Here is a 23,830-nt window from a genome sequence, read left to right as displayed (position 1 = left end):
GGGGAGTTTCTGGCACTAAGCACCTGGGTCTGTCGACGGCATGCCAGCCCCGCCGCGCACCACTGTCACCTATGGGAAGGACCAACACATGAGCACGAAAACCGAAACGGCGATCCTGGCTGGCGGCTGCTTCTGGGGCATGCAGGATTTGCTGCGGCGTTACCCGGGCGTGTTGTCCACGCGCGTGGGCTATTCCGGTGGCGATGTGCCCAACGCTACTTACCGCAATCACGGCACGCACGCCGAGGCGCTGGAGATCGTGTTTGATCCCGGCGTGATCAGCTATCGCCAGATTCTGGAATTCTTCTTCCAGATCCACGACCCCAGCACCAGGAACCGCCAGGGCAATGACGTGGGCATGAGCTACCGCTCGGCGATCTTCTATCTCAGCGACGAGCAAAAGAAGGTCGCGGAAGACACCATCGCCGATGTCGACGCCTCGGGTCTGTGGCCCGGCAAGGTGGTCACCGAAGTCACGCCGGCCGGTCCGTTCTGGGAGGCCGAGCCGGAGCACCAGGATTATCTGGAGCGCATTCCCAACGGCTACACCTGCCACTTCCCGCGAGCGGAGTGGACCCTGCCTCGGCGTGCGCAGTAATCAATGAGTGATGGAAGGGGCGGTCCAAGCGACCGCCCCTTTTTTTTGTGGCGCATAGGCGCGACATGCCGCTAGTCGTGCCCGGGCCAGAGTATGGCCTGGGCAACCACCACATGTTCGCCGTTGAAGGTGGCCGCGGGCGACCCGTAGAGTTCGTAGCCCAGCGCCAGCGTCTCGGAGACCCGCTGGCAGAACGCGGCGTCATCCTTGCCGGTGAGCAGGCGGTAGCGCGGTAGACCATCGGGTGGCGTGTTGGACATGCGAAGTCTCCTCGAACTTGACAGTTGCTGCGGCGCTTGAGTGTACGCAAGGTGTGGATCAGCCTGATCGCGCACTAGGTAGAAACACCTAGTTTCATCCCGTATTTCCCCGCATGTACTTCTTGCTGGCTGCAAAGGAAAGTACCGGCTACAGGGACCAAAGACGGAGAGCGCCTTGCGATATCGACATCTCTCGTTGGCGCTTGCGCTGTTTTCCTTCGCCGCACACGCGCAGTCTGCTTCGGACGAGGCAGCGGGCAATGACTCGGCCGACCTGGCCAAGAAATTGTCGAACCCCGTGGCGTCGCTGATCAGTGCGCCGTTTCAGTTCAACTACGACAGCAAGATCGGGCCCGATGAACGCGGTCACCGACTGACCATGAACATCCAGCCGGTGGTGCCGATTTCCATCAGCAACGACTGGAACATGATCTCCCGCACGATACTTCCGGTGACCAGTCAGGCCGACATCTCGCCTGGCGCCGGCAGTCAGTCGGGCATTGGCGATATCACGCAGAGTCTGTTTTTTTCGCCTAAAGCACCGGGCGCCGGCGGCATCATCTGGGGCGCCGGTCCCGCCTTCCTGTTGCCCACGGCCACGGATGATCTCCTGGGTGCGAAGAAGTGGGGACTTGGACCCACGCTGGTGCTGCTCAAGCAGTCCAAAGGTTTCACATACGGCTTTTTGACCAACCAGATCTGGTCGATTGCCAGTGTGAAAAACAATCGCGACCGCGCTCCGTTGAGCAGCCTGTTCTTCCAGCCGTTCCTGTCCTACACCACGCCTACCGCCTGGACCTACGGCGTAAATGCCGAGTCCACCTATGACTGGCACGCGCATCAAGCCGCGGTGCCGCTGAACTTCACGGTGGCCAAGCTGACCAGGATGGGCAGGCTGCCGGTGAGCTTTACCGGCGGCGTGCGCTACTGGGTGGCCAGCAGCGCCGCCAGTCCGCACGGCTGGGGTTATCGCGCAGTAGTGACCTTGCTGTTTCCGCAGTAAGCCGACTGACAACCAGAGCGGCGAGATCCTCATGGGATGAATGCGATCCAGCCGGCCGCCGCGCTGTCGCTTAGCGTGCGAGCACTCAGCGAACTGGTTCACCGAATACGATGCGGTGACCATCGGGCGTCACGATAGCGAACTCGCGCATGCCCCATGGCTTGTCGTCCAGCGCATGCCAGATCGGCACGTGCTTCGACAGCACTTCCCGATAAAGGGCGGTGGCATCGCTCACGTGCAGATAGGCAAACCAGGAGTGATCCTGGCACTGCGAGATAGGTTGTGCGTCCGGGCAATCGCCGATGCGCAGGCGGCAGGCGCCGCGTTGCAGGAAGGACCAGCCATCGACGCGCAGGCTTTCTTCGAAGCCCAGCTTGTCGATGTAGAAACGTCGCGATATCTCCAGATCGTTGACGGCCAGCACGAAGGTGGACGCGATGATCTCAGGCATGGCTCGCTCCTTGGCGATGGCTTACAGATGATCGGCGTCGATCACGGCCTTGGCGAATGCTTCGGGTGCTTCCTGTGGCAGGTTGTGGCCGATACCGCCGGTGACCAGGCGGTGCTCGTACTTGCCTGTGAACTTCTTGGCGTACGCGCTCGGGTCAGGGTGCGGTGCGCCGTTGGCGTCGCCTTCCAGCGTGATCGTCGGCACGCCGATGGTGGGCAGCGCGGCGAGTTTCTTTTCCACCGCGTCATACTGCGCCTCACCTTCGGCCAGGCCCAGACGCCAGCGGTAGTTGTGGATGGCCACGGCCACCTGGTCGGGATTGTCGAACGCCGTGGCCGAGCGCGCGAAAGTCGCATCGTCGAACGCCCATTGCGGCGATGCCTGTTGCCAGATGAGGCGGGCGAAATCGTGCGTGTACTTGGCGTAGCCGGCCTCGCCGCGCTCGGTGGCGAAGTAGTACTGATACCACCACTGCAGCTCGGCCTTGGGCGGCAGCGGCGCGCGGTTGAGTTCCTGGCTGCCGATCAGATAACCGCTGACCGATACCAGCGCCTTGCAGCGCGCCGGCCACAGCGCAGCCAGGATGTCCGCCGTGCGGGCGCCCCAGTCAAAACCGGCGACGACGGCCTGGTCGATCTTGAGCGCATCCAGCAGCGCGATGGCATCGACGGCGAGTGCGGCCTGCTGGCCATTGCGCTTGGTGTCCGCCGAGAGAAAATGCGTGTCGCCGTAGCCGCGCAGGTAGGGAACGATCACGCGATAACCAGCGGCAGCCAGGATGGGCGCCACATCGACAAAGCTGTAGATGTCATACGGCCAGCCATGCAGGAGCAGCACGGGCTTGCCGTTGGCCGGACCGTCTTCCGCATAGGCCACATCCAGTACGCCGGCCTTCACGCGCTTCAGCGGCTTGAACGATGTGTGGCCGCCCGTGACGCTGTGCTTGACCGTGGTGTCAGCCGGTTTGGCCGTCTGCGCACTGGCGAGCGACGCGAGGCCGAATGGGGCGATCGCAAGTCCCATGGCCGTTGCTCCCAGGAAGGTCCGGCGCTGCTGGTTGATCTGATCCGACATGAAACATCTCCCTGCGGGTTGGTGTGCCCACATAGAAGACCATGTCCCTGTGTCTGCTCTGTGTGGAGGCGCGGGGGAATTGAAAGTTCGTGTACCAGACAAGCCTGTCGATACATTGGGATACAAAACGACCCGGCCCCCCTTTTGTAGCCGGCCGAGTGCCTCCATGCTGGCGCTGGGAGGGGGCCGTTTGCCTCACGCTTAGCTGCCAACAGGGAAGGGATATGGCCTGGCTGGATCCGCTGTGGTTTACCCCGGAAGCGCTGGCCGCCGAGTGGCGGCGCAAAGATCTAGGGAAATGGCTGATTGGCGTGGCGACTACCGCCGTGGTGTTGGCCCTCCTATGCCACCCCGAAGCTGTACCCACGGCGATCTGTATCGACTCCGTTGGCATCGACGTTTTTCTCGCGCTGCTGGAAATGCAGTTGATCGTCGCGCTGGTGATCTCGCGCGACCCGTTGCTGGAGTTCTTTCGGACAGCCTACGTGTCTGATGATCCACTAGGCGCCGTGCTGCGCAAGACAACGTCGTTTGTCCGATATATGCGCGAATCGTTGCGTGGGTCGTTTCGAGCGTAAGCGGCGCTTTCCGTTTGAGGAAGGCTCGGGGAATCGATGGCGTGACCCCAGCAGCGCGCATCAACGCGCGCTGCATGGTTCTATTGATCCCGACGCGATTCAACGCATCTGATACGGATGGAAGATGTGATCCTTGGCGGACACTTTTACGTGGCAGGTGTGGCCGCAATCGGAGACACCGGTGGGGTCGGCTGTGAAGGTGCTGGTGGTTGCGTCGAAATCGAACAGCGCATAGCCCCAGCCGGCGCTCTTGGGGAATCGCTTGCTGTCTTTCTCGATGACGAAAGCCTGGGTGAAGACGTCTGGCACGTCCACGGCAAACGGGGCTTCGGTGCTCTTCTTGAACTTCCACTGCAGCTTGGCGATCTTGGAACCCTCGGGGAAGGGTTTGCCATTGCCGGGGATGCCCGATTTGTAGGCCTGGATCATGATCGGGTTGGCGACGATCACCTTGAGCACTTCGTCGGTACGTGCGGAGGAGACCACGGACCAGTCTTCATAGCCCTTGAAGTCGGCGAAGGCGACACCGCTGGGCGACACGAGCGAGTACTTGTCTTTGATGCTGACGCCGGCTTTGGCCTTGTCCTGCGCATACAGGGCCGATCCACCCAATACCACCAGCATGACGGCGGTGGTCGCAATGGCGAGCTTGCTTGTGCGCTTCATGGCTACTCCTCGCATGGTTGTCGTGGACGCGCGTGGTCTGCGGACGTCAGTTCATCGGCAGGATCACAAATCATCGCGATGCGTAAATCCATCAGACGAAGGTGTCGATGCCTGGCATCGAGGCCTGAGCATGTTTCATCTTCGAAACGCCCCTGCGTCTGCTCGACGCCGACTTCACAAGGGCCATCCGCGGTGGCCCAGGTTTCGCCATGGTGGGCGCGCAGGCGGAAGTCGACGTGAAGACCGCCCATGGGCGGCGATGAGATGAAAGCGTTTTCTAAACTTCCGTGGAGCTGCGCCGATAAAACGTGAGCGCGGAGTGATTGGCTCCGTATCCCGGAGCGAAAATGTTGGTACTGGTCGGTGCAGTAGTGGTGCTCGCGTGCGTGCTCGGTGGCTTTGTGCTGTCGCACGGCCAGATCCTTGCCTTATGGCAACCGTATGAGCTGCTGATCATCGGCGGCGGCGCGCTGGGTGCGTTTCTTTCGGCCAATTCGTCCAAGGTGGTCAAGGCAGCACTGCGTGATGTGGGCGGCCTGCTGAAAGGGCCCAAGTACAACAAGCAGGACTATGTGGATCTGCTGTCGATGCTCTACGAGCTGTTCAGCCTGATCCGCAAGGAAGGCTTGCTCGGCGTGGAGGAGCACATCGAGGATCCGCAAGCGAGCCCGCTGTTTTCCGCCTATCCGCGCCTGCAGCGCGAGCATCACTTGATCGAGTTCACCACCGATTGCCTGCGCCTGATGGTGGGCGGCAGCATGAATCCGCATGAGCTCGAACAATTGCTGGAAGTGGAGCTGGAAACCCATCATCACGAAGCGATGGCGCCTGCGCTGGCGGTGACCAAGCTCGCCGATGCGTTGCCCGGCTTTGGCATCGTGGCGGCGGTGCTGGGCATCGTCACCACCATGGGACAGCTCGATGGCGACACCTCGCGCATCGGCATGCATATCGCCGGCGCGCTGGTCGGCACCTTTCTTGGCATCCTGCTCTGCTACGGCTTCATCGGCCCGTTGGGCGCAGCGATGGAAAACCGGGTGCAGGAGGATGGCCGCGCCTTCGAGTGCGTGAAGATTGCACTGCTGGCGAATCTGCGCGGCTACAACCCCAAGGTGGCGGTGGAGTTTGCGCGCAAGTCGCTGGCGACCAACACCCGGCCGCGCTTCCAGGACCTGGAGGAACATCTCAAGTCGCCGCGCGCCAAGGCGGCCACGTGAGCGAGCAGGGCGAACCACCGCTGATCGTCATACGCCGCAAAAAGCGGCACGGGCATGGCCATCATGGTGGCGCCTGGAAGGTCGCCTATGCCGACTTTGTCACCGCGATGATGGCGTTCTTTCTGGTCATGTGGCTGATCGGCGCGGGCACGCGCGAGCAGCGCGCGGCCATCTCCGAATACTTCAAGAACCCAAGCATGCTGCAGGGCACGGCCACCATGGCCCCGCCGGGCCAGATGGGGCCGGGCGGCGCCAGCACCAGCATGATCAAGGCCGGTGGTGCGCTCGATTTGCCGCATGGGCCAGGCAAGGATCGCCAGGGCGCAGCGGCGGCGAGCGTCGATCCCAAGGAAATCGAAAAGGAAGCGCGCAAGCAGGAACGCGCGCGGCTGGAAGAGTTGATGCAGCAGCTGGAGGCGGCGATCGAGAAGAGCCAGGCGCTGGCGCCGTTCAAGGATCAGTTGCTGCTCGACATCACGCCTGAAGGTCTGCGCGTGCAAATTGTGGACAAGCAGAATCGCCCGATGTTCGACCTGGGCAGCGCGCAACTGCGGCCCTACACCACGACGATCCTGCAGGAGCTCGCCGGCTTCATCAATCGCGTGCCCAATCGCATCAGTCTGTCCGGTCACACCGACGATGCGCCGTACAGTAGCGATCATCAATACAGCAACTGGGAGTTGTCCGCCGATCGCGCCAACGCGGCGCGGCGCGCCTTGCTCTCCGGCGGCCTCAGCGAAGAAAAAATCGCACGCGTGGTCGGGCTGGCCGCCTCGGTGCCGTTCGATCGCGTGAACCCCGGCGACCCGATCAACCGTCGCATCAGCATCATCGTGATGAATCGGCAGGCGGAGGCCGCCTCGCTGTCGCAGGAAAGCGCTGGCGTCGAACACAACGCGCCTGCGTTGCTGCCCGCGATGGCATCCATCGTGCCGGCGAAACCGGCCATCATTGCCGTATCGGGAACGGGCGCCGCTGGTGGCAACGCAGGCGCTGCTGCAGAGGTTCACGCCGACTCGCCGTGAGGCGTGTCCGGCTTAATCGCTGGCCAGCCGATCGATGACCAGATCGAGCAGGGCGCGCAATCGTGCCAGTCGCCGCAGATCGCGGTGATAGCCGATCCAGGTATCGCGCTTGGGTGGTTCTTCTTTCATCGGCAGGCGTTCGATGCCTGGCGTGGCATCGCCCAGCGGCCGCGGCAACACCGCCAGGCCGGCGCCGCTGGCACACAGGCGTGCGTGCACGTCGCGGGCGTTGCTGCGGAAGGCGACGCTGGCGTTGGGAAACTGTGCGCGCAGCCAGCTCACGTCGGGCAGCTCGCCGAACGCCTGGTCCATGGTGATCAGGGATGCGCCCTTGCCGTCGCCGACTTTCGGTTTGCGCGCGCCTTTGTGCAGATAGACGCCATAGTGCATGCGCAACAGTTTTCGCGAGACCACGTCGGGCTCGTCGAATGGCTTGATGCGAAAGGCGAGATCCGCTTCGCGGCGCGCCAGGCTGAGCAGGCGGGTGTCCGTGAGCAGTTCCACCGTGACGCGCGGATGTTGCTGCGCGAACTCGGCGAGTACGGGCGCCAACACCTGGGCGCCGAACCAATCGGAAGACGTGATGCGCAGCAGTCCATCGAGCTCCTGCTGCTGGCCGGCCAGTTCGCGCTGGAAACTGAGTACTTCCTGTTCCATGCGCTCGGCGTGCCGGCATACCAGCAGGCCTTCCTCGGTGAGTACAAAACCATCGCTGGTCCGCTGGAACAGGGTCTGGCCGATCGCTGCTTCCAGGGCGCGCAAGCGCCGGCCCATGGTGGGCTGGGTTTGTCCCAGCGTGCGTGCCGCGGCGCCCAACGTGCCCTCGCGGGCGATCGCGAGGAAAATGCGCAGGTCGCTCCACTCCATCGTCGTGCTCCCCGCCCGTTGAGTGTGCCATGCAAAGTTGCATGGATAGCATGCAATTTATTTGGTTTTCATGCAATTTGGACTGGCGTAGCTTGGACGCATCCGAACGACGAGGCCTTGGCCATGAATGCAAACCCGTCCATGCAGGCCGCTGTGCTGGAGCAGCACGGCCCCACCTTCCGCCGCACGGCCATCGCGCGGCCCAATCCCGGCGAGGGGCAGGTGTTGGTGCGTATCCTGGCCAGTGCGGTCAATCCGCTGGACCTGAAGATCCGCGACGGCAAGGCCGAGCACGCGCGGCACCCGCTGCCGGCGATCCTTGGAATCGACATGGCGGGCGTGGTGGAGAGTGTCGGGCCGGGCGTCAGCGCGTTTCGCGCAGGCGATGAGGTCTATGGCATGACGGGAGGCGTGGGCGGCGTGCAGGGTTCGCTGGCCGAGTACGCCGCGGTGGATGCGCGCCTGCTGGCGCCTAAGCCGGCCCACTTCACCATGCGCGAGGCGGCGTCCTTGCCGTTGGCCTTCATCACCGCATGGGAAGGTCTGATCGATCGCGCCCAGCTGAAAGCAGGGCAGCATGTGCTCGTGCAGGGCGCTGGCGGCGTGGGCCATGCCGTCATCCAGCTGGCGCGCGCATTCGGTGCGACAGTGGCCGCCGTTGACTCGGCGTCGAAGGCCGCGCAGATCCGCGTCTGGGGGGCGACGCCCATCGAACGCGGCACGCCGGTGGAGCGCTACGTGACCGAGCATGCCCAGGGCCGCGGTTTTGACCTGGTCTACGACACCGTGGGCGGCGAGGGGCTGGATGCCTCGTTCAAGGCCGTCAAACGCTTTGGCCATGTGATGAGCGCACTCGGTTGGGGCACGCACGCGCTGGCGCCGTTGTCGTTTCGGGCCGGCACGTACTCGGGCGTGTTCACGCTGTTGCCGCTGCTGAGCGGCGAAGGCCGCGAGCATCACGGCGGGATCCTGCGCGAGATCACTCGCCTTGCCGAGACGGGAAAGATCGTGCCGTTCGTTGATCCGCGGCACTTCAACCTCGACACGGTCGCCGACGCCCATGCCCTGATCGAGCGGCGCGAGGCACGCGGCAAAGTGGTGATCGACGTCGCGCCCTGAAACGAAAACGGCCGGCGAGTGCCGGCCGTTCCAGGATGAACCGAAGAGGATTACTCCTCGCCGTCTTCCTCGTCTTCCTCTTCCTCGCCTTCGTCCTCGAAGGTTTCGAGTTCTTCGACGCGCAGGAAATTGGGCGCCGCATCGGCAAAGCTCACCTGCTTGCCGTTGGCCAGCATCGGGCGCACGTCACGCTGCGTGCTGCCGTTGCGCACCGACTCCACCAGCGCGAAACACACCAGCGCCTCGGCGCTCTCGTCGCCGTCTTCGTCGAACACGGCAACCCAACCCGTGGCGGGCATGATCTGGAGGATGTTTTCTTGTGAGGACATGACACTTCCGGTTTGGGGAAACGAGGAAGCTTGCCGGGTGCCCGGCGGGACTGCAAGCGACGATTTCATGACTGCGCATGTATAGGGGCGCGGCGGCAAAAACGCCCCAAATCCCTCCGCGATAGTGCGCTCTCCATGGTGCTGCCACGCCGCCCGGTTACCGTACGGAAGGCCGGATCAGCGAGGCCGCCGCCGCGACCTCGGCCATCTGGCGAAGGCCGCAGCAAGGACGCTGCCGACGACGAAGACGCGACAGCTTTTCTTTCGGACAGCTGTCGGCCCGTTCTCACGAACGGCCGTGGGGAGCCGTTTTGCAGCAGCGTATGGTGAAGACCGTGGCGTCGCCAGGACCTGGTTCGATGACGTACGCAGAAGAGGGGCTTTTCTGTTTGTCATATGCCTCTTGGCGTGCGCAGCGTCACAGAATTGCCCTACTATCACGCGATGACAAATCCTGCGACTCAGCCCCCTATGGAAGGACATCGTGGCAGCCTGGCTTGTGTAGGCCTGGGCATGACCCTGGGTTCGCACCTGACGCCTCTGGCGCGCAGTCATATCGCGCAGGCGGACGTGGTGTTTGCCGGTGTCTCCGACGGCATCGTGGAGATGTGGCTGCAGCGCATGCATCCGGACGTACGCAGCCTTCAGTCCTACTACCAGGAAGGCAAGTCGCGCCTGACCACGTACCGGCAATGGGTCGACCTGATGATGGCCGAAGTGCGTGCCGGCAAGCGCGTCTGCGGCGTGTTCTATGGGCATCCCGGCATCTTCGCGTGGTCGCCGCACAAGGCCATCGAAGCGGCGCGTGCCGAAGGGTATGCGGCCCATATGGAGCCGGGCATTTCTGCCGAGGACTGCTTGTATGCGGATCTCGGCATCGACCCGGGCCGGTTCGGCTGCCAGCATTACGAGGCCAGCCAGTTGCTGCTGTTTGAACGCCGCATCGACCCGACCTGCTACCTGGTGCTGTGGCAGGTGGGCCTGGTGGGAGATCGTTCGCTGGCGCGCTTCCAGACCGGTTCGGCCTATCGGCAGGTCTTGGTGGAACTGCTCAGCGAGCACTATCCGCTGGACCACGAGGTGATCGTTTATCGCGCAGCGACCTTGCCGATCCAGCAACCGCGCATACGGCGCGTCCCATTGCGGGAGCTGCCTCATATCGAATTGCCGGCCGAGGAAACCGTGGTGCTGCCGCCCGCGGAAAAGCTCAAGCCAAACCTGGCCATCCAGGCACGCCTGGCGGCGCTGGACGAATTGGAAAAGGCCGGTTTACCGGCCTGACGGGATACAGTAGTCGCATGCCACGCGGGAAGGGCGCGGGGTGCGATGACAGGGTGCTGGCGGGTGCTGCGTGCTGTGGGACGCAGAATCCGACAGGCAGTTGCAAGACCATCATCGGAAGAAAACCGGGGGAAACGTATGACTGACACGATGGATTGGCTGGAGGCCATTGGCCAGGACGCTACGCTGCGTCACGCCTCGGCTGATGAATTGAACGCCACGCTGGAAGCGGCCGAAGCATCTGAAGCGCTCATGGCGGCGGTGGCGTCCGGCGACAGTGGCTGGCTGTCGCAGGAGCTGGGGAAGCGGGTCATGCATGTGACGCAGAGTTCCCAGACGTTCCCCGAAGGCGACGAGCCGGAACGCGAGGACGAAGGGGAGCCGCTCGACCCGGCCCAGCCGGAACGTACGGCGACGCCCAAAGGCTAGGCGAGCAGCATGCCGCGTTCGTGGCACCGCAGTTGGCCATGGCTCGCTTTGGCGGGCCTGGCCTTCTGCGTGCTGATCGACGTGGCACAAGCGTCGGCGCAGATCGCTGATCCCGCCGCGTTCCTGCAACAGACCGAACGGGTGCGCACCAGCGACCATCCGCGGTTTCTACAGATGCTGGCGCAGATTCGCGGCGAGGCATCGTCGCTGGCGCCACAGCAGCATTGGTATCTGCGTTATCTCGAAGCGTGGCAGACGGCGTTTGAGGGTGATGCGGCCAAGGCCAATGACATGCTGCGCGATGTCATCGATCACTCGGGCGATGCGGTGCTCAAAGCCAAGGCGTCGGCCTTGCTGATGCACAACCTGGGGATCAACAGTCATTACGAAGAGGCGTTTACGCTAGCCAATCAATTGGCGACGGACTTGCCCAACATCACGGACAACCTGGCCCGATTCACGGTGCTTGCCAACCTGTCCCAGCTGATGGTGTTTGCCGGTCAGAGCGACCTGGCCGTGAAATACGCCACCATGATGGAGGAGACACTGCCTCCCGGCGAAACCTTGTGCAATCCGCTATCCATGGAGATCGGTGCGCTCGACAAGAGCAATCGACTAACCTCCGACAGCCCGAAGTTGCAGGAGGGCATCGATACCTGCGTGGCCGCCGGACAGCCGGTATTCGCCAACACCTTGAGGCTGATCAAGGGCGAGCGATACCTGACCGAAGGGCAGCCGACCAAGGCGGTTGAGCTGCTGACCCAGATGCTGCCCAGCATCAACGCCAACCGTTACTACTCCCATATGCGCGCCGTGCAGGTACAGCTGGCGGTGGCCTATGAAAAGTTGAACGACGACAACAGCGCCCGCAAAGCGGCGCTCGCCGTGCTTGCCATGAGCAGCCCGGACGAAGTCAGCGAGTGGATGCGCGAATCCTATGGCGTGCTGTACCGGATTGAGAAGAAGCGTGGCAATGCGCAGACCACGCTTTCCTACTACGAACGCTACGTGGCCCAGGACAAGGGCTATATCGACAGTATCAGCGCCAGGACGCTGGCTTACGCCGCCGTGCAGCAACACATGCTGGCGCAGAAGCTGGAGACGGAAGGGCTGAGCAAACAGAACAGCATTCTTCGCCTGCAGCAGGCGCTGGACACCAAGGCGGTCGAGACCAGCCGCCTCTACATCACCTTGCTGCTGCTGGTTTTGGTATCCATCGTGTTCTGGCTGCTGCGCATCAAGCGCTCGCAGCTGCGCTTCAAGATGCTTTCCTATCACGACGGCCTTACCGGCATCTTCAATCACCAGCATTTCGTGAGCGAGGCCGAACGTGTGCTGCGTGTGCTGGAGAAGCGCCATGGCGGCGCCTGCCTGATCTCGATCGACCTGGATCACTTCAAGCAGATCAATGACACGCACGGCCACGCGACCGGCGATGTGGTGCTCAAGCACACGGTTGCGTTGTGCAAACGCCAGCTTCGGCCGACCGATTTGTTTGGCCGCCTGGGTGGCGAAGAGTTCGGCATCCTGCTGCCCGACTGCTCGCAAGAGCAGGGCATGGCGATTGCCGACCGCATCCGCACGGCGATCGAGGCGACGCCGGTGTCCAGCGATGGCGGACTGGTCGCCTTCTCCGCCAGCATCGGCCTGGCAGCGACCGATAGCTGCGGCTATGAGCTGCAACGCCTGCGCAAAGAGGCGGATGCGGCGCTGTATCGCGCCAAGCGCACGGGGCGCAATCGCGTCATGACCGATACGGAAAGCGACGGCCTGGTCAGGGTCTGAGCTAGCTGCCTGCGCCGCTCCCGGGCGTGGGGACGTTGTCGAGAAACGTTGCCGACGGCACGAAGAACAACGAGCCCGTCACCGCTTTGCTGAAATCGAGCAGGCGATCGTAGTTGCCCGGTGGCTGGCCCACGAACATATTCGTCAGCATCCGTTCGATTCGCGCTGGGGAGCGGGCGTAGCCGATGAAATAGGTGCCGAATTCGCCTTTGCCGACCTCGCCGAAGGGCATGTTGTCCCGCACGATTTCCAGCGATTCGCCGTTCTCTTCGATGCTGGTGAGCACGTTGTGTGCATAGGTCGCCTTGGCGGAATCGTCCAGCTCGATATCCGAGAGCTTCTTGCGGCCGATGATGGTTTCCTGGCGCTCGACCGGCAGGGCGTTCCACGCCTTCATGTCGTGCAGGTATTTCTGCACGATCACATAGCTGCCGCCGGTGAACGCGGGATCTTCGTCGCCGATGATGGTGGCATCGAGTGCGCCCTGGTCGACGGGGTTTTCAGTGCCGTCGACGAAGCCGAGCAAATCCCGCTCGTCGAAATACTTGAAGCCGTGCACCTCGTCCACGACCGTCGCCACGTCGCCGATGCGGCACATGATTTGCGTGGCCAGTTCAAAGCACAAGTCCATATGCGTGGCGCGGATATGGAACAGCAGGTCGCCCGGCGTGGAGACCGCATGGTGCACGCCCTTGATCTCCTGGAACGGATGGAGATTGGCGGGTCGCGGCTGGCCGAATAACCGGTCCCAGGCATCGGAGCCAAAACCCATCACGCAGGACAGGCGCCGGTCCGGATTGCGAAAGCCAATGGCGCGCAACAGCGATGCCATATCGCCGCACAGCGCTCGCACAGCCTCGCCGCTGCGCGCATCCGGCTGCAGCGTCACCACGAGAAAAATGGCGGCATGCGTGAGCCGCGCAGCAACCGGTTGCGTCACGATGGAAGTCACCCTTCGCTCCTTGTCGTTGAAGTTTCGGTATTACCGCTTGATCGGGCGTGAGGCAAACGCCATCGCCTCTTCGGCGTTGGCGGGAAGGCGTTCGGCGATCTCCGCATGCAGGAATTCGACGAAGCGCCGCACCCGCGGCGGCTGAAACACATTGGGATGATAGATCGCATGGATGGGCGCCGGCGCAGACCACGCCGGGGCATGGACCAACTGCAGCCTGCCCGCGCGTACATCGGCAGTCACCGCCCATAGTTGCCGATAGGCAAAACCGTGCCCAAGCACGGCCCAGCGGCGGATGACTTCGCTATCGGTGCATTCGTGGTATCGGCGCACGCGCACGAGGTGCTCGCCGAGGCGCCACTCATGGCGCGGACCGGCCTTGGTGGTAAGCACCAGCGTGGGCAGCTCGGCCAGATCGTCCGGGTGGGCAGGCATGCCATGGCGCTCGATACAGGCTGGCGCGGCGCACACCACGCGCCAGCTGTCGGCCAGGTGACGGGCCACCATGTCGCTGTTTTCCAGCGCGCCGACGCGGATGGCGACGTCGATATCGTCCGGTACGAAGCGCGACAGCGAATCGGACAGGGTCAGCACGATGCGCACGTCCGGATGCAGGCCCATGAAGCGATCAAGGATATCCACCAGCAGGTTGCGCCCCAGATCGGAAGGCGCCGATACGCGCAGCGTCCCGCTGACAAGATCGGTGCCGCTGCGCACCGCGCGTTCGGCTTCCTGCATGGTCTCGATGGCCATGCGGCAGGAGGCGATATAGATGCGCCCTTCATCGGTGAGGCGCAGTTGCCGCGTCGTGCGCTCAAACAGCCGCGCGCCCAGCATCGCCTCGACCCGTTGCACGCAGGCGGAGGCGGCGGCTGGAGAAAGCCCCGCGCGGCGGCCGGCGGCGGACAGACTATGGAGGTCCGCCGCGTCGACGAGCAGTTGCATGTCGCTCAGGCGGTTCATTCGATCCGGTCCTGCTGCAGGGGCATGACGGATCATCTTCAAACATTCTTTGAAGGTCAATCAAGATCCGGACCCATTATCAAAATCAGACGGGCAGGGGACGATGCCGCTTACGCTCCCTCACCCAAGGTGTCGCCATGTCCCGCGCCAAATTCCCGCTACTGATCGCCTGTCTTGCCCTGGCGACCGCCTCGCCGTTCGCGGCTGCCGCCCAGGAGGCCACCCAACCGCAAGCCACCGCCATGACCGTGCCCAGGCAGCTGGTCGGCGCCTGGACCCTGGTGCGTTGCGACAACGTCTATCCGGACGGCCACCGCGTGGAACTGTACGGGCCGCATCCGGAGGGCATGTGGCTGATCAATGCGCAGGGCGACTACATGATGCAGATCGTACGGGCCAGGCGCATGCCGTTCGCGGCGAACGACAAATCCAAAGGCACGCCGGATGAGTACCGCGCCGCGTCGATGGACAGCAATGCGCACTACGGCCACGTGAGCGCCGACGCCAACGCGATGCACAGCGCGATCGTGCATGCGACGTTCCCGAACTGGGACGGCAAGAGCGGTGACTCGAAGTACACCATCAGCGGAGACGAACTGACCTATACCGTGGCCAAGCCATCCAGCGGCGCCGCCGAGGGTGCTCATGGCGAGGTGGTGTGGCGGCGCGTGCATGACTGAGCGTGTTGTCGTCGCGCCCCGATAGCGATGGGGCCTATGTTGGATCGGCCACTTTTGGCGTGGCTGGCTTGCCCTCGATCAACGCCCAGGCGCTGATCGCACTCAGCAAGGCCAGCCCTGCCGAAATCAGCATCACCCAGCGGAAGCCGGCGACAAACGACACGTCCACGGCGCGCTTCAAGGCCGCGGTGGTCGCTGCCGGGTAGCCGTCAGGCATCACGATGCCGGCCAGCTTCTGGCGTTGCGCGAGGATGGCGGCCACCAGTTCAGACGGCGCGTGCAGCCCAGCCAGTTGGTCATCCAGGGTCGCATTGAAAACCACGGTCAGCACGAAACCGAACAGCGCTACCGCGAGCAGGGCGGCAGTACGCGACACCGCGTTGTTGATGCCCGATGCCGTGCCCGCGCGATCCTTGCCCACGGCGTTCATCACGGTTGTGGTCAACGGCGCCACCGTGACGCTCATGCCCAGTCCGAGTACGCAGACGGCCGGGAAGAAACTCCTCCAGTAGTCGCTCTGGACAGATGGCAAGGCAAACATGGCGAATCCAACGGCAGCCACGCAAGGCCCGACCACCAGCGGAAGCTTGGAGCCGAACCGGTCCACCAGGGTGCCCGCCCAGCGCGACAACAAAAACATGATGGCGATAAACGGCAGCAAGGCCGCACCCGCCACCGTGGCGCTATAGCCCTGCACCTGGATCAGGTTTAGCGGCAGAAAGAACAGGCTGCCGCCCAACGAGGCATACAACAACAGCGTAAGCAGGTTGGCGCCCGCAAAATCACGCTCGCGAAAAAGCGTCATCGGCAGCATGGGCGATGCCAGGCCAGCCTCCACGCGCTTGAAGAGCAGCAGCGCGACGACACCGATCACGAGCGCCATCCAGATCGGCGTCGCCGTCCAGCCACGCATCGGTGCCTCGATAAGGGCGAACACCAGGCCCGCCAGGCCAATGGTCACCAGACTGGCGCCACGCACATCGATAGGGCCTACGTCGAGGCCACCCTTGCTCTCCGGTACCTTCGCTGCACAGATCGCCAACAGCACGACACCCAGCGGCGCATTGACCAGGAAAGCCCATACCCAGGAATAGTGATCGACCAGAAAGCCGCCGATCACCGGCCCGATCGCTGCCGTGATGCCACTGAAAGCCGACCACGTGCCGATGGCGGCGCCACGTTCGGCTTGTGGAAAGCTCGCGCTGATCAAGGCCAGGCTGCCGGGCACCAGCAGGGCAGCTCCGATGCCCTGCACGGCGCGAGCAGCGATCAGGGGGCCCACCGCAGTCGACATTGAGCAGGCCACCGAGGCCAACGTAAACAGCGCCGTGCCGAGCATGAAGATGCGCTTGCGCCCAAAGCGATCGCCCAACACGCCGCCCACCAGCAGCAACGCGGCGAGAAACAGCGCGTAAGACTCCATCACCCACTGCGCGTCAGCCGTGGTGGCGCCCAGGTCCCGCTGGATGGCCGGCAGCGCGACGTTGACCACGGTGCCGTCGATGAAGGCGAGGCTGGAGCCGAGTATCGCTGCCACCAGCGTCCAGTGTCGCGACGGTGTCGAACAAGGCACTGCCGGCGCACCGCTGAGGATGATCCCGTCGTCGCAGGGAGGCTTTCCGATCTGGCTCATCGTCACTACCGGAATTTCAATCCGACGGAGCTTACTCCGCCGCCGGTGTGTGCGCGCTGGAGGCACTTGAGCGGCACGCCGCGCGAGTGCACGCTGCAGGTTGCTTCAAAAGGCATGCGTTGATGCCTCTCTTCACCCGGGCGTCACAGCGCCATCGGGCGCTGAAGTCGCCATCGCGCGGATTCGCCGGAGGCCGATGATGGATACGCAAAGCATTCGGACGGCCATCGACCGGCACTGGTCCGCCTCGGCAGCGGGCGATCTCGACGCCGAGCACGACATCTATCACGACGACGCCGTGTGCGAGTACCCGCAGTCGGGCGAGGTCATTCGCGGTCGACGCAACTTGCAGGCACTGCGCGGCCATCATCCGGGCAAGCCGTCGGGGTTCAAGGTCCGGCGCATCGTGGGCGAGGGCAATCTGTGGGTGAGCGAATACGAGATCAACTACCAGGGCAAGCGGGCCTTCACGGTGAGCATCATGGAGTTTCGCGACGGTAAGGTGGCGCATGAGGTTCAGTACTTCGCCGATCCTTTCGATGCACCGGCATGGCGTGCGCAATGGGTTGATCTCGATGTCGGTGGAACCGGCGGGACATAACGCCCGTCGTCGTGTTCAAGCCGTGTCGATCCCCGGGACGCTCGTTCGTCATCCTTGGGAATACGTGCCTGAGAGCAATCTCGGGCGCGTCCATGGATCTCCCAAGGCGATCGCCATCATTCTTGGCGGTTGCTTAGAGAGGCTCCCGGTCCCCACGCAGCAGGAGTAGCCACATGCAGTTCATTCCCTATCTCGATTTCGACGGCCAGGCGCGCGAGGCGTTCGATTTTTACGCCAAGGCGTTCAACGGCAAGATCACCATGCGCATGACCTACGGCGAATCGCCGATGGCCGCGCAGATGCCACCGGACACCCACGGCCGAGTGATGCATTCGCAACTGGAGACGCCACACAGCATCCTGATGGGCGCGGATGGCCCGCCGCACACCACCCGCTCGACCGGATGCGTCAATGTCAGCGTCGACGACCCGGCAGAAGCCGAGCGCGTATTCAAGGCTTTGTCCGAAGGCGGTGAGGTGGGCATGCCCATGGGCGAAACCTTCTGGGCACATCGCTTCGGCATGCTTACCGATCGCTTTGGCAAGGCATGGATGGTCAATTGCCTGAAGACGCCAGGGGAGTGATGCCACCGGCTACCGCGATCCCCTGTACACGCAGGGGATCGGGTTGCTGTGGTTGTTGGCGACTTGGGGCAAGATGCTGATCCAGCAGCCACGAGGGGAGCTGGATGTGAGTCAGGGGAATGAGGCAGGCGATCTCATGATCGCTGGATTCTGGCGGCGCGCAGGCGCCTTTTTGTTCGATGTGATCGTTCTTGGCCTGATCGGCATGCTGGTCGGGGCGTTGTTGTTCGACCCGCTGGCGCGGGCCGGCGGCTATGCGTTGATCCCCGGCTTCGCCATGGCCCTGCTGTATTTCGGCATCGGCAACAGCCGCGTGATGGGCGGCCAGACGCTGGGCAAGATGGTCGCTGGCGTGCGTGTCGTGGACAAGCATGGTGGCTTGCTTGCGCTGCCGCGTTCGGTGATGCGATATGCCGTGCTGGGTATGCCTTATTTTCTGGGTTGCATACCGTTTTCGGCGACGTCATTCCATCCGCTGACCTATGCGATCGGCGCCATCGCTGGCTTCGGCGAATTGGCGATCATCTACCTGTTCGTGTTCAACCGTCGCACGCGACAGTCGCTGCACGATCTGGTGGTGTCTACCTACGTGGTTCGCGCCACCAGGGAGGATCGCCAGCCGCGCTTCGCGACCCTGTGGCAAGGTCATTGGGTGTACGTCGGGCTCCTGGCGGTACTGGTGCTGGTTGCTCCGTTTATCGGGCTTCGATTCCTGACCGACGACCTGAAAGCCATGGTACCGGTGCAGAACACCATGCTGGCCCAGCCCCACGTGCGCGCTGCGACCTTGAGTCAGATGGCCATGAGCTTCAACGGGCACGCGCCGGTGCATTCCATCGTGGCCTCGATCCAGTTGGACGAACCACTGGTAGAGCGGGCCGATATGGCACGCGGCTTTGCCGACATCGTCGCCGCCAGCCATCTCGATCTCTCGCGAGAGGACAGCGTGCGGGTGTCGCTCAACTATGGCTACAGCATGGGCATCGCGCGCGGCACCGTCATGCATAACTACGTGTACCGTCCGGGCGAACTTGTTTCGGCGGCTGAAGGCGGGACGTCGGCGCCCGCCGGTACGCATTGATCCTGTCTGTCTCGGCAGCGGTCGGGGCGGTTCACGCCCCGGCCGCTGCATACGCTCAAGTGCCGTAATCGAGCTTCGGATACCAGTTGCCGCCGCGCCCTTCAGGCACGCAGTCGAGGATGGTCCAGATTGGCATGAGGTCAGGGGCGCCGCGCGGGTCCTGGCCGGGGTCGGCGGTTTCTTCGCCCATCTCGCCGGCCCAGAACAGCCGGATGTGGCCGTCGCGGCGGGTGAATACGCAGAACGCGGGGATATCGCTGCCGTCGTCGGCGATGGCGCCGTAGTCGCGACTGAAATGGCCGTTGGCGTCCGAGTACAGCGGCAGATCGCGCCAGCCTCGTTCCTGCTTGAACGCGAGGAGGCGTTCGATCGGCGAGCGGGCGATCACGGCCAGCGCCACGCGTTGCTGGATGTCGCGCGCTTCGCCGTTCCAGGCGCCCAGCAGCGAAGTGCACATGGGGCAGGGGCGCTCGCGCTGCGGGCCGAACATGTAGTTGTAGGTCACCAGAGTCTGCTTGTCGCCGAACAGGCCGGCGAAATCGACCGGGCCTTGCTCGCCGACAAACCGGTAGTCTCCCTGCACTTCGGGGCCGGGCGGCAGGGCGCGGCGTTGTTCGGCTACGCGCTCGATATGGCGGCGCAATTGGATTTCTTCGGCGAGCAAGGCATCACGGGCGTGACGGTAGGCCGCGCTTTCGCGGGCAAAGGTCACGCCGTTGCGCTTGACCAGTTCGGCAACGGGGACCAGGGTGGCGGCTGAAGTCATGGCGGATATCCTCGGGGCAGGCAGCGGAAGATGGGCGCAACGCATCCTCGCGGGCTGGGGCGAAGGTCGCGTCTTACTTCATGACGAACAGGCCCGGGCCAGATCGACATCGCCCGCGCGGCGGAGACAAAAACGGCCGGTCGATGCAAGTGGCCACTTTCACCCTGTTGTCACATACGCCCAGTGCCGTAGGCTGGGGGCTCGTTCAACGCTGCTGCCAGGACGTCTGCGCCATGGATCATCGGATTGTGTCGTTGCCTGCTTTCACGGTCGTCGGACTGGAGCACATCGCCCGCAGCCCCAACGGGATCGGGCCCTTGTGGGAGCGCTTCCTGCCGCGGGAACACGAGATCGGCCTGCGCTCGCAGCCCGGTGTGTCTTACGGCGTCTGCGCGCCACTGCCCGATGGCATGCTGCGTTACGTGGCGGGCCTGCCGGTGGCCGATGACGCGCCGGTGCCCGAAGGCATGGTGAAGGTCCAGGTGCCGGCGCAGAAGTACGGGGTGTTCACCCATCGCGGCGTGGCCACGCGGATCGGCGAAAGTTTCCAGACCATCCATACCCGCCTGCTGCCCAAGCTGGGCCTCAAGGCGCGTGCCGGCGTGGAATTCGAACGCTACGACGAGCGCTTCGTTTCGCCGGACGATCCGACGTCCGAGACCGATCTGTACATCCCGGTGGAATAAACGCTTAGGCGGCCAACTGGGTTCGCGGAAACGAGGCGAAGGCGTCGTTGAGCGTGACGCTGATCAGGTGAGCGAGCTCGGCGTAGTGGTTGGCGCGCGGCGCGCGGGCGCGCTTGGGGGCTTCCTCGAGCAGGTCGACCCAGCCCTGGGTGGTGGGACCCGCGGCGTTGGCAAACAGGCAGGCGCGCGGCGCATCGAGGAACACCCGCATCTCCACCCGCATGCACGCGGCCAGCGGCGCCGAGCCATCGGGTTCGATCAGGATGGACAGCGAGCGGTTGCCACGGCGGCGCAGCAAGCGCAGACATTCCTCCAGCTCGATCACCAGGTGGTGGCCATCGGGCAGGCACAGCTCGCCGTAGAACACGGCATCCATCTCGTTGACGGCCTTGCGCACTTCATTCTCGATGCGGCCAAGGAAACCCACGCGCAGCTCATGCCGCGTGTAGTGAACGGGCATGGTGGAGACCTGCACCTCGTTCTTGCGCACCAGGGTGGAGTGATTGATGCGGGTGAAGCTCAGGCCCGCCGCCTCGTAGCTCTGCTTGGCGTTGGCGCCGCTGATGCCGGCGAAGGCTGCCCATGCGGCTTTGAGATACGGGATGTTGGGCGCGGTCTGCAGCATGGGTGTCCCGCCAGAAAGGGGTTGGTTTCACGCCGTTGCCGGGGTGACACGGTGTTTATCGGCGCCTGGGCGCCAAACTTCAGTGGTCCGGAGGCTTGGGGCGGATCCTTTTCGATTGCCATGGCCAGACGCGCACGGCCGATCCATGACCTTTGTCCTAGACGGTTGTCCACGGCCTCAAGGTATAAGTGCCACGACAACATTGAACGTCCACGCGGCGAGAGAGCGCCGCGTATTCACTGTGCCACCGCTGGGGAGAGAAACGCATGACCCGTTTGACGCTACGGCCGTTGCTGACGGCCTGCCTGCTGGCTTGCATGGGCAGCGCCCTGGGTGCCGATGGCGCTGGCCATGAGGACGCCGGCCTGTTGGGCTTCACCAGCGACGGCGCGGCGGCCCAGAAGAGCCTGGAGCAACGCTTCGATGCCTTGCTCGATCCGGCCGACCAGCGCGAGTGGCTCAAGCAGATGTCCTCTGCTCCCAACCAGGTGGGATCGCCGCACGACAAGGCCAATGCGGAATTCATGCTGGCCAAGTTCAAGGAGTGGGGCTGGGACGCCCATATCGAAACCTTCAACGTGCTCTATCCCACGCCCAGGAAAGTGGCGCTGGAACTGAAGGGCCCGCACCCGTTCACCGCCAAGCTGCACGAGCCGGCAGTGGCAGGCGATGCCACCTCCAGCATCAAGGACGGCGTGCTGCCGCCGTACAACGTCTATGGCGGCGACGGCGATGTGAGCGCGCCGCTGGTCTACGTGAACTACGGCATGCCCGACGACTACAAGGACCTCGCCCGCCGTGGCATCGACGTGCGCGGGAAGATCGTCATTGCGCGCTACGGTGCGGGTTGGCGCGGCCTCAAGCCCAAACTGGCGCAGGAACACGGCGCCGTGGGCTGCCTGATCTATTCCGATCCGCATGAGGACGGCTATGCGGCCGGCGATACCTATCCGCAGGGCGGCTGGCGTCCGGAAGATGGCGTGCAGCGCGGCTCGGTGGCCGACATGCAGCAGTATCCGGGCGATCCTCTCACCCCCGGCATCGGTTCCACCGACGATGCCAAGCGTCTGTCGCTGAGCGAAGCGAAGACCATCCTCAAGATTCCGGTGCTGCCGATTTCCTATGCCGATGCCACGCCGCTGCTGAAATCACTCAGCGGACCGGTGGCGCCGGGCGGATGGCGCGGTTCGCTGCCGATCACCTATCACATGGGGCCGAGTACGGCGCCGGTGCATTTGACGGTGCAGTCCGATTGGGGCCAGAAGCCGGTATACGACGTGATCGCCACCATCAAGGGTTCCACCGAGCCCGATCGCTGGATCGTGCGCGGCAACCATCACGACGGTTGGGTGTTCGGCGCCTGGGATCCGCTGGCAGGAAATGTCGCCCTGCTGGCCGAAGCCAAGGCCATCGGCGCGCTCTACAAGCAGGGCTGGCGGCCGCAGCGCACCCTGGTCTATGCAAGCTGGGACGGTGAAGAAGCCGGCCTGCTCGGTTCCACCGAATGGGCGGAAACCCATGCCGACGAGTTGCAGCGCAAGGCCGTGCTCTATCTCAACTCCGATACCAACAGCCGCGGTTTTCTCGATGCCGGCGGCAGCCATTCCTACCAGCATCTGGTGAACCAGGTGGCTGCAGGCGTGACCGATCCGGAGACCAAGGGCAGCGTGCTCGAACGCATGCGTGCGCACATGATGGTCAGCGGCGCCGCCAAAGACGCCAAGCCCGAAACCAAGGAGGCCGCCAAGCTCGCCGCGGCCGGTGGCGACGTGCCGATCAGTGCGCTTGGTTCGGGTTCCGATTACAGCGCCTTCCTCGAACACCTGGGCATTGCATCGCTGGACCTGGGCTTCAGCGGCGAGGAAGACAACGAGGGCGTCTATCACTCGGCGTACGACTCCTTCGATCACTACGTGCGCTTCGGCGATCCCGATTTCCAGTACGGCGTGGCGCTGTCCAAGGTCGCAGGTCATATCGTGCTGCGCACCGCGGACGCCACCGTGCTGCCGATGCGCTTTGAGGACTTCAGCGACACGCTCAATCGCTATGTCGAGCAGTTGCATCAACTGGTCGCCGATACGCGCAAGGACACCGAGCAGCAACATCAGTTGCTGGACAAGCATGCCTATGCACTGGTATCCGATCCCACCCGGCCGCAGCTGGCGCCTGAGCGCGATAGCGATGTGCCGGAGATCAAACTCGCACCGCTGGACGATGCGACGCGCAAGCTGAGAAAGAGCGCACAGGCCTTCGAAGCCGCCTACAGCCAGCGCGCAGCGTCCGGCTTCAACCTGCCCGCCGCTCAACAGCAGCAGCTCAATGCGTTGATGGGGAAGATGGAGCAGTCGCTCACCAGCGCTGCCGGTCTGCCGGCGCGTCCCTGGTTCCGCCACATGATCTACGCGCCGGGCATGCTCACCGGCTATGGCGTGAAAACGGTACCTGGCGTGCGCGAGGCGATCGAGGGACGTCGCTGGGAGGAGGCCAACCAGTACGCGCAGACCACCGCCAAGATTTTGGATGGCTACCGCGAACAGCTGGACAAAATCACCGCGATGCTGAAGAAGTCGTAACCCC

General features: G+C 63.8%; 26 protein-coding genes. 15 read left to right on the top strand and 11 right to left on the bottom strand.

Annotated features, from left to right (window positions below; genetic code table 11):
• Positions 1-88 precede the first annotated feature (88 nt).
• Positions 89-598, top strand: a complete 510-nt coding sequence (gene msrA, locus AC1DE1_RS11205; RefSeq protein WP_477176079.1) for a peptide-methionine (S)-S-oxide reductase MsrA — start codon at positions 89-91, stop codon at positions 596-598.
• A 71-nt stretch (positions 599-669) separates the two neighbouring features.
• On the opposite strand, the gene AC1DE1_RS11200 is transcribed toward msrA, so the two are convergent.
• Positions 670-858, bottom strand: a complete 189-nt coding sequence (locus AC1DE1_RS11200) for a DUF1737 domain-containing protein (RefSeq protein WP_477176080.1) — start codon at positions 856-858, stop codon at positions 670-672.
• Positions 859-1,033: 175 nt separating this feature from the next.
• Here AC1DE1_RS11200 and AC1DE1_RS11195 point away from each other — a divergent pair, with 175 nt between their 5' ends.
• Entirely contained in the window at positions 1,034-1,861 is an 828-nt protein-coding gene (locus tag AC1DE1_RS11195; RefSeq protein WP_477176081.1) for a transporter, read from the top strand.
• Between the two features lie 85 nt (positions 1,862-1,946).
• Here AC1DE1_RS11195 and AC1DE1_RS11190 read toward each other — a convergent pair whose 3' ends face one another.
• Together AC1DE1_RS11190 and AC1DE1_RS11185 are read right to left on the bottom strand one after the other, a co-directional pair.
• Positions 1,947-2,312, bottom strand: a complete 366-nt coding sequence (locus tag AC1DE1_RS11190; RefSeq protein ID WP_441604241.1) for a bleomycin resistance protein — start codon at positions 2,310-2,312, stop codon at positions 1,947-1,949.
• 21 nt (positions 2,313-2,333) lie between these two features.
• Positions 2,334-3,386 carry an alpha/beta fold hydrolase gene (locus AC1DE1_RS11185; protein ID WP_441604240.1) on the bottom strand — a complete coding sequence of 351 codons (1,053 nt, stop codon included), beginning with the start codon at positions 3,384-3,386 and terminating at the stop codon, positions 2,334-2,336.
• A gap of 224 nt (positions 3,387-3,610) precedes the next feature.
• Between AC1DE1_RS11185 and AC1DE1_RS11180 the strand changes: the two genes are divergently transcribed.
• The gene (locus AC1DE1_RS11180; protein WP_477176082.1) at positions 3,611-3,964 is read left to right on the top strand and encodes a hypothetical protein; all 354 of its coding nucleotides are present in this window, start codon (positions 3,611-3,613) and stop codon (positions 3,962-3,964) included.
• A 99-nt stretch (positions 3,965-4,063) separates the two neighbouring features.
• On the opposite strand, the gene AC1DE1_RS11175 is transcribed toward AC1DE1_RS11180, so the two are convergent.
• On the bottom strand, positions 4,064-4,630 hold the full coding sequence (locus AC1DE1_RS11175) for a cytochrome P460 family protein (protein WP_441604238.1): 567 nt from the start codon (positions 4,628-4,630) through the stop codon (positions 4,064-4,066).
• 347 nt (positions 4,631-4,977) lie between these two features.
• Here AC1DE1_RS11175 and motA point away from each other — a divergent pair, with 347 nt between their 5' ends.
• Complete coding sequence (gene motA, locus AC1DE1_RS11170; RefSeq protein WP_477176083.1) at positions 4,978-5,847, top strand: flagellar motor stator protein MotA; 870 nt, start codon at positions 4,978-4,980, stop codon at positions 5,845-5,847.
• Positions 5,844-6,872 (top strand): flagellar motor protein MotB, encoded by a 1,029-nt coding sequence (gene motB, locus AC1DE1_RS11165; protein WP_477176084.1) that lies wholly within the window; start codon positions 5,844-5,846, stop codon positions 6,870-6,872. The genes motA and motB overlap by 4 nt, the downstream gene beginning before the upstream one ends.
• 12 nt (positions 6,873-6,884) lie before the next feature.
• Here the strand turns inward: motB and AC1DE1_RS11160 are convergent, their stop codons facing one another.
• Positions 6,885-7,739, bottom strand: a complete 855-nt coding sequence (locus tag AC1DE1_RS11160; RefSeq protein ID WP_477176085.1) for a LysR family transcriptional regulator — start codon at positions 7,737-7,739, stop codon at positions 6,885-6,887.
• A gap of 123 nt (positions 7,740-7,862) precedes the next feature.
• Between AC1DE1_RS11160 and AC1DE1_RS11155 the strand changes: the two genes are divergently transcribed.
• Positions 7,863-8,858 (top strand): zinc-dependent alcohol dehydrogenase family protein, encoded by a 996-nt coding sequence (locus AC1DE1_RS11155; protein ID WP_477176086.1) that lies wholly within the window; start codon positions 7,863-7,865, stop codon positions 8,856-8,858.
• Positions 8,859-8,908: 50 nt separating this feature from the next.
• Here the strand turns inward: AC1DE1_RS11155 and AC1DE1_RS11150 are convergent, their stop codons facing one another.
• Positions 8,909-9,187 (bottom strand): hypothetical protein, encoded by a 279-nt coding sequence (locus AC1DE1_RS11150; protein ID WP_121878735.1) that lies wholly within the window; start codon positions 9,185-9,187, stop codon positions 8,909-8,911.
• Positions 9,188-9,658: 471 nt separating this feature from the next.
• On the opposite strand from AC1DE1_RS11150, the gene AC1DE1_RS11145 reads away from it, so the two are divergent.
• From AC1DE1_RS11145 to AC1DE1_RS11135, 3 genes are all read left to right on the top strand, one after another.
• Positions 9,659-10,468: an SAM-dependent methyltransferase gene (locus AC1DE1_RS11145; protein ID WP_441604234.1), complete on the top strand. Its 810-nt coding sequence runs from the start codon at positions 9,659-9,661 to the stop codon at positions 10,466-10,468.
• 138 nt (positions 10,469-10,606) lie between these two features.
• Positions 10,607-10,897: a hypothetical protein gene (locus AC1DE1_RS11140; protein ID WP_441604233.1), complete on the top strand. Its 291-nt coding sequence runs from the start codon at positions 10,607-10,609 to the stop codon at positions 10,895-10,897.
• 9 nt (positions 10,898-10,906) lie between these two features.
• Entirely contained in the window at positions 10,907-12,682 is a 1,776-nt protein-coding gene (locus tag AC1DE1_RS11135; protein WP_441604232.1) for a tetratricopeptide repeat-containing diguanylate cyclase, read from the top strand.
• A gap of 1 nt (position 12,683) precedes the next feature.
• On the opposite strand, the gene AC1DE1_RS11130 is transcribed toward AC1DE1_RS11135, so the two are convergent.
• Together AC1DE1_RS11130 and AC1DE1_RS11125 are read right to left on the bottom strand one after the other, a co-directional pair.
• On the bottom strand, positions 12,684-13,634 hold the full coding sequence (locus AC1DE1_RS11130; RefSeq protein ID WP_477176088.1) for a Dyp-type peroxidase: 951 nt from the start codon (positions 13,632-13,634) through the stop codon (positions 12,684-12,686).
• A 30-nt stretch (positions 13,635-13,664) separates the two neighbouring features.
• Positions 13,665-14,597 (bottom strand): LysR family transcriptional regulator, encoded by a 933-nt coding sequence (locus AC1DE1_RS11125; RefSeq protein WP_441604230.1) that lies wholly within the window; start codon positions 14,595-14,597, stop codon positions 13,665-13,667.
• Between the two features lie 137 nt (positions 14,598-14,734).
• On the opposite strand from AC1DE1_RS11125, the gene AC1DE1_RS11120 reads away from it, so the two are divergent.
• Positions 14,735-15,277, top strand: a complete 543-nt coding sequence (locus AC1DE1_RS11120) for a lipocalin-like domain-containing protein (RefSeq protein WP_441611093.1) — start codon at positions 14,735-14,737, stop codon at positions 15,275-15,277.
• 34 nt (positions 15,278-15,311) lie between these two features.
• On the opposite strand, the gene AC1DE1_RS11115 is transcribed toward AC1DE1_RS11120, so the two are convergent.
• Positions 15,312-16,910, bottom strand: a complete 1,599-nt coding sequence (locus AC1DE1_RS11115) for an MFS transporter (protein ID WP_477176089.1) — start codon at positions 16,908-16,910, stop codon at positions 15,312-15,314.
• Positions 16,911-17,106: 196 nt separating this feature from the next.
• Between AC1DE1_RS11115 and AC1DE1_RS11110 the strand changes: the two genes are divergently transcribed.
• The 3 genes from AC1DE1_RS11110 (at position 17,107) to AC1DE1_RS11100 (ending at position 19,176) form a co-directional block, all read left to right on the top strand.
• Positions 17,107-17,511: a nuclear transport factor 2 family protein gene (locus tag AC1DE1_RS11110; RefSeq protein ID WP_477179083.1), complete on the top strand. Its 405-nt coding sequence runs from the start codon at positions 17,107-17,109 to the stop codon at positions 17,509-17,511.
• Positions 17,512-17,684: 173 nt separating this feature from the next.
• Positions 17,685-18,095 carry a VOC family protein gene (locus AC1DE1_RS11105; RefSeq protein ID WP_477176091.1) on the top strand — a complete coding sequence of 137 codons (411 nt, stop codon included), beginning with the start codon at positions 17,685-17,687 and terminating at the stop codon, positions 18,093-18,095.
• Positions 18,096-18,201: 106 nt separating this feature from the next.
• Positions 18,202-19,176 carry an RDD family protein gene (locus tag AC1DE1_RS11100; protein WP_477176092.1) on the top strand — a complete coding sequence of 325 codons (975 nt, stop codon included), beginning with the start codon at positions 18,202-18,204 and terminating at the stop codon, positions 19,174-19,176.
• A gap of 55 nt (positions 19,177-19,231) precedes the next feature.
• Here AC1DE1_RS11100 and AC1DE1_RS11095 read toward each other — a convergent pair whose 3' ends face one another.
• Positions 19,232-19,942 carry a DUF899 family protein gene (locus AC1DE1_RS11095; RefSeq protein WP_477176093.1) on the bottom strand — a complete coding sequence of 237 codons (711 nt, stop codon included), beginning with the start codon at positions 19,940-19,942 and terminating at the stop codon, positions 19,232-19,234.
• 233 nt (positions 19,943-20,175) lie between these two features.
• On the opposite strand from AC1DE1_RS11095, the gene AC1DE1_RS11090 reads away from it, so the two are divergent.
• Positions 20,176-20,628 carry a GyrI-like domain-containing protein gene (locus AC1DE1_RS11090; RefSeq protein WP_477176094.1) on the top strand — a complete coding sequence of 151 codons (453 nt, stop codon included), beginning with the start codon at positions 20,176-20,178 and terminating at the stop codon, positions 20,626-20,628.
• 4 nt (positions 20,629-20,632) lie between these two features.
• Here the strand turns inward: AC1DE1_RS11090 and AC1DE1_RS11085 are convergent, their stop codons facing one another.
• Entirely contained in the window at positions 20,633-21,253 is a 621-nt protein-coding gene (locus tag AC1DE1_RS11085; protein WP_477176095.1) for a hypothetical protein, read from the bottom strand.
• A gap of 266 nt (positions 21,254-21,519) precedes the next feature.
• Between AC1DE1_RS11085 and AC1DE1_RS11080 the strand changes: the two genes are divergently transcribed.
• Complete coding sequence (locus AC1DE1_RS11080; protein ID WP_477176096.1) at positions 21,520-23,826, top strand: transferrin receptor-like dimerization domain-containing protein; 2,307 nt, start codon at positions 21,520-21,522, stop codon at positions 23,824-23,826.
• Positions 23,827-23,830: the final 4 nt, after the last annotated feature.

This window comes from Dyella sp. 05T440, assembly GCF_056395965.1.
This window is presented reverse-complemented; position numbering and strand designations above follow the sequence as displayed.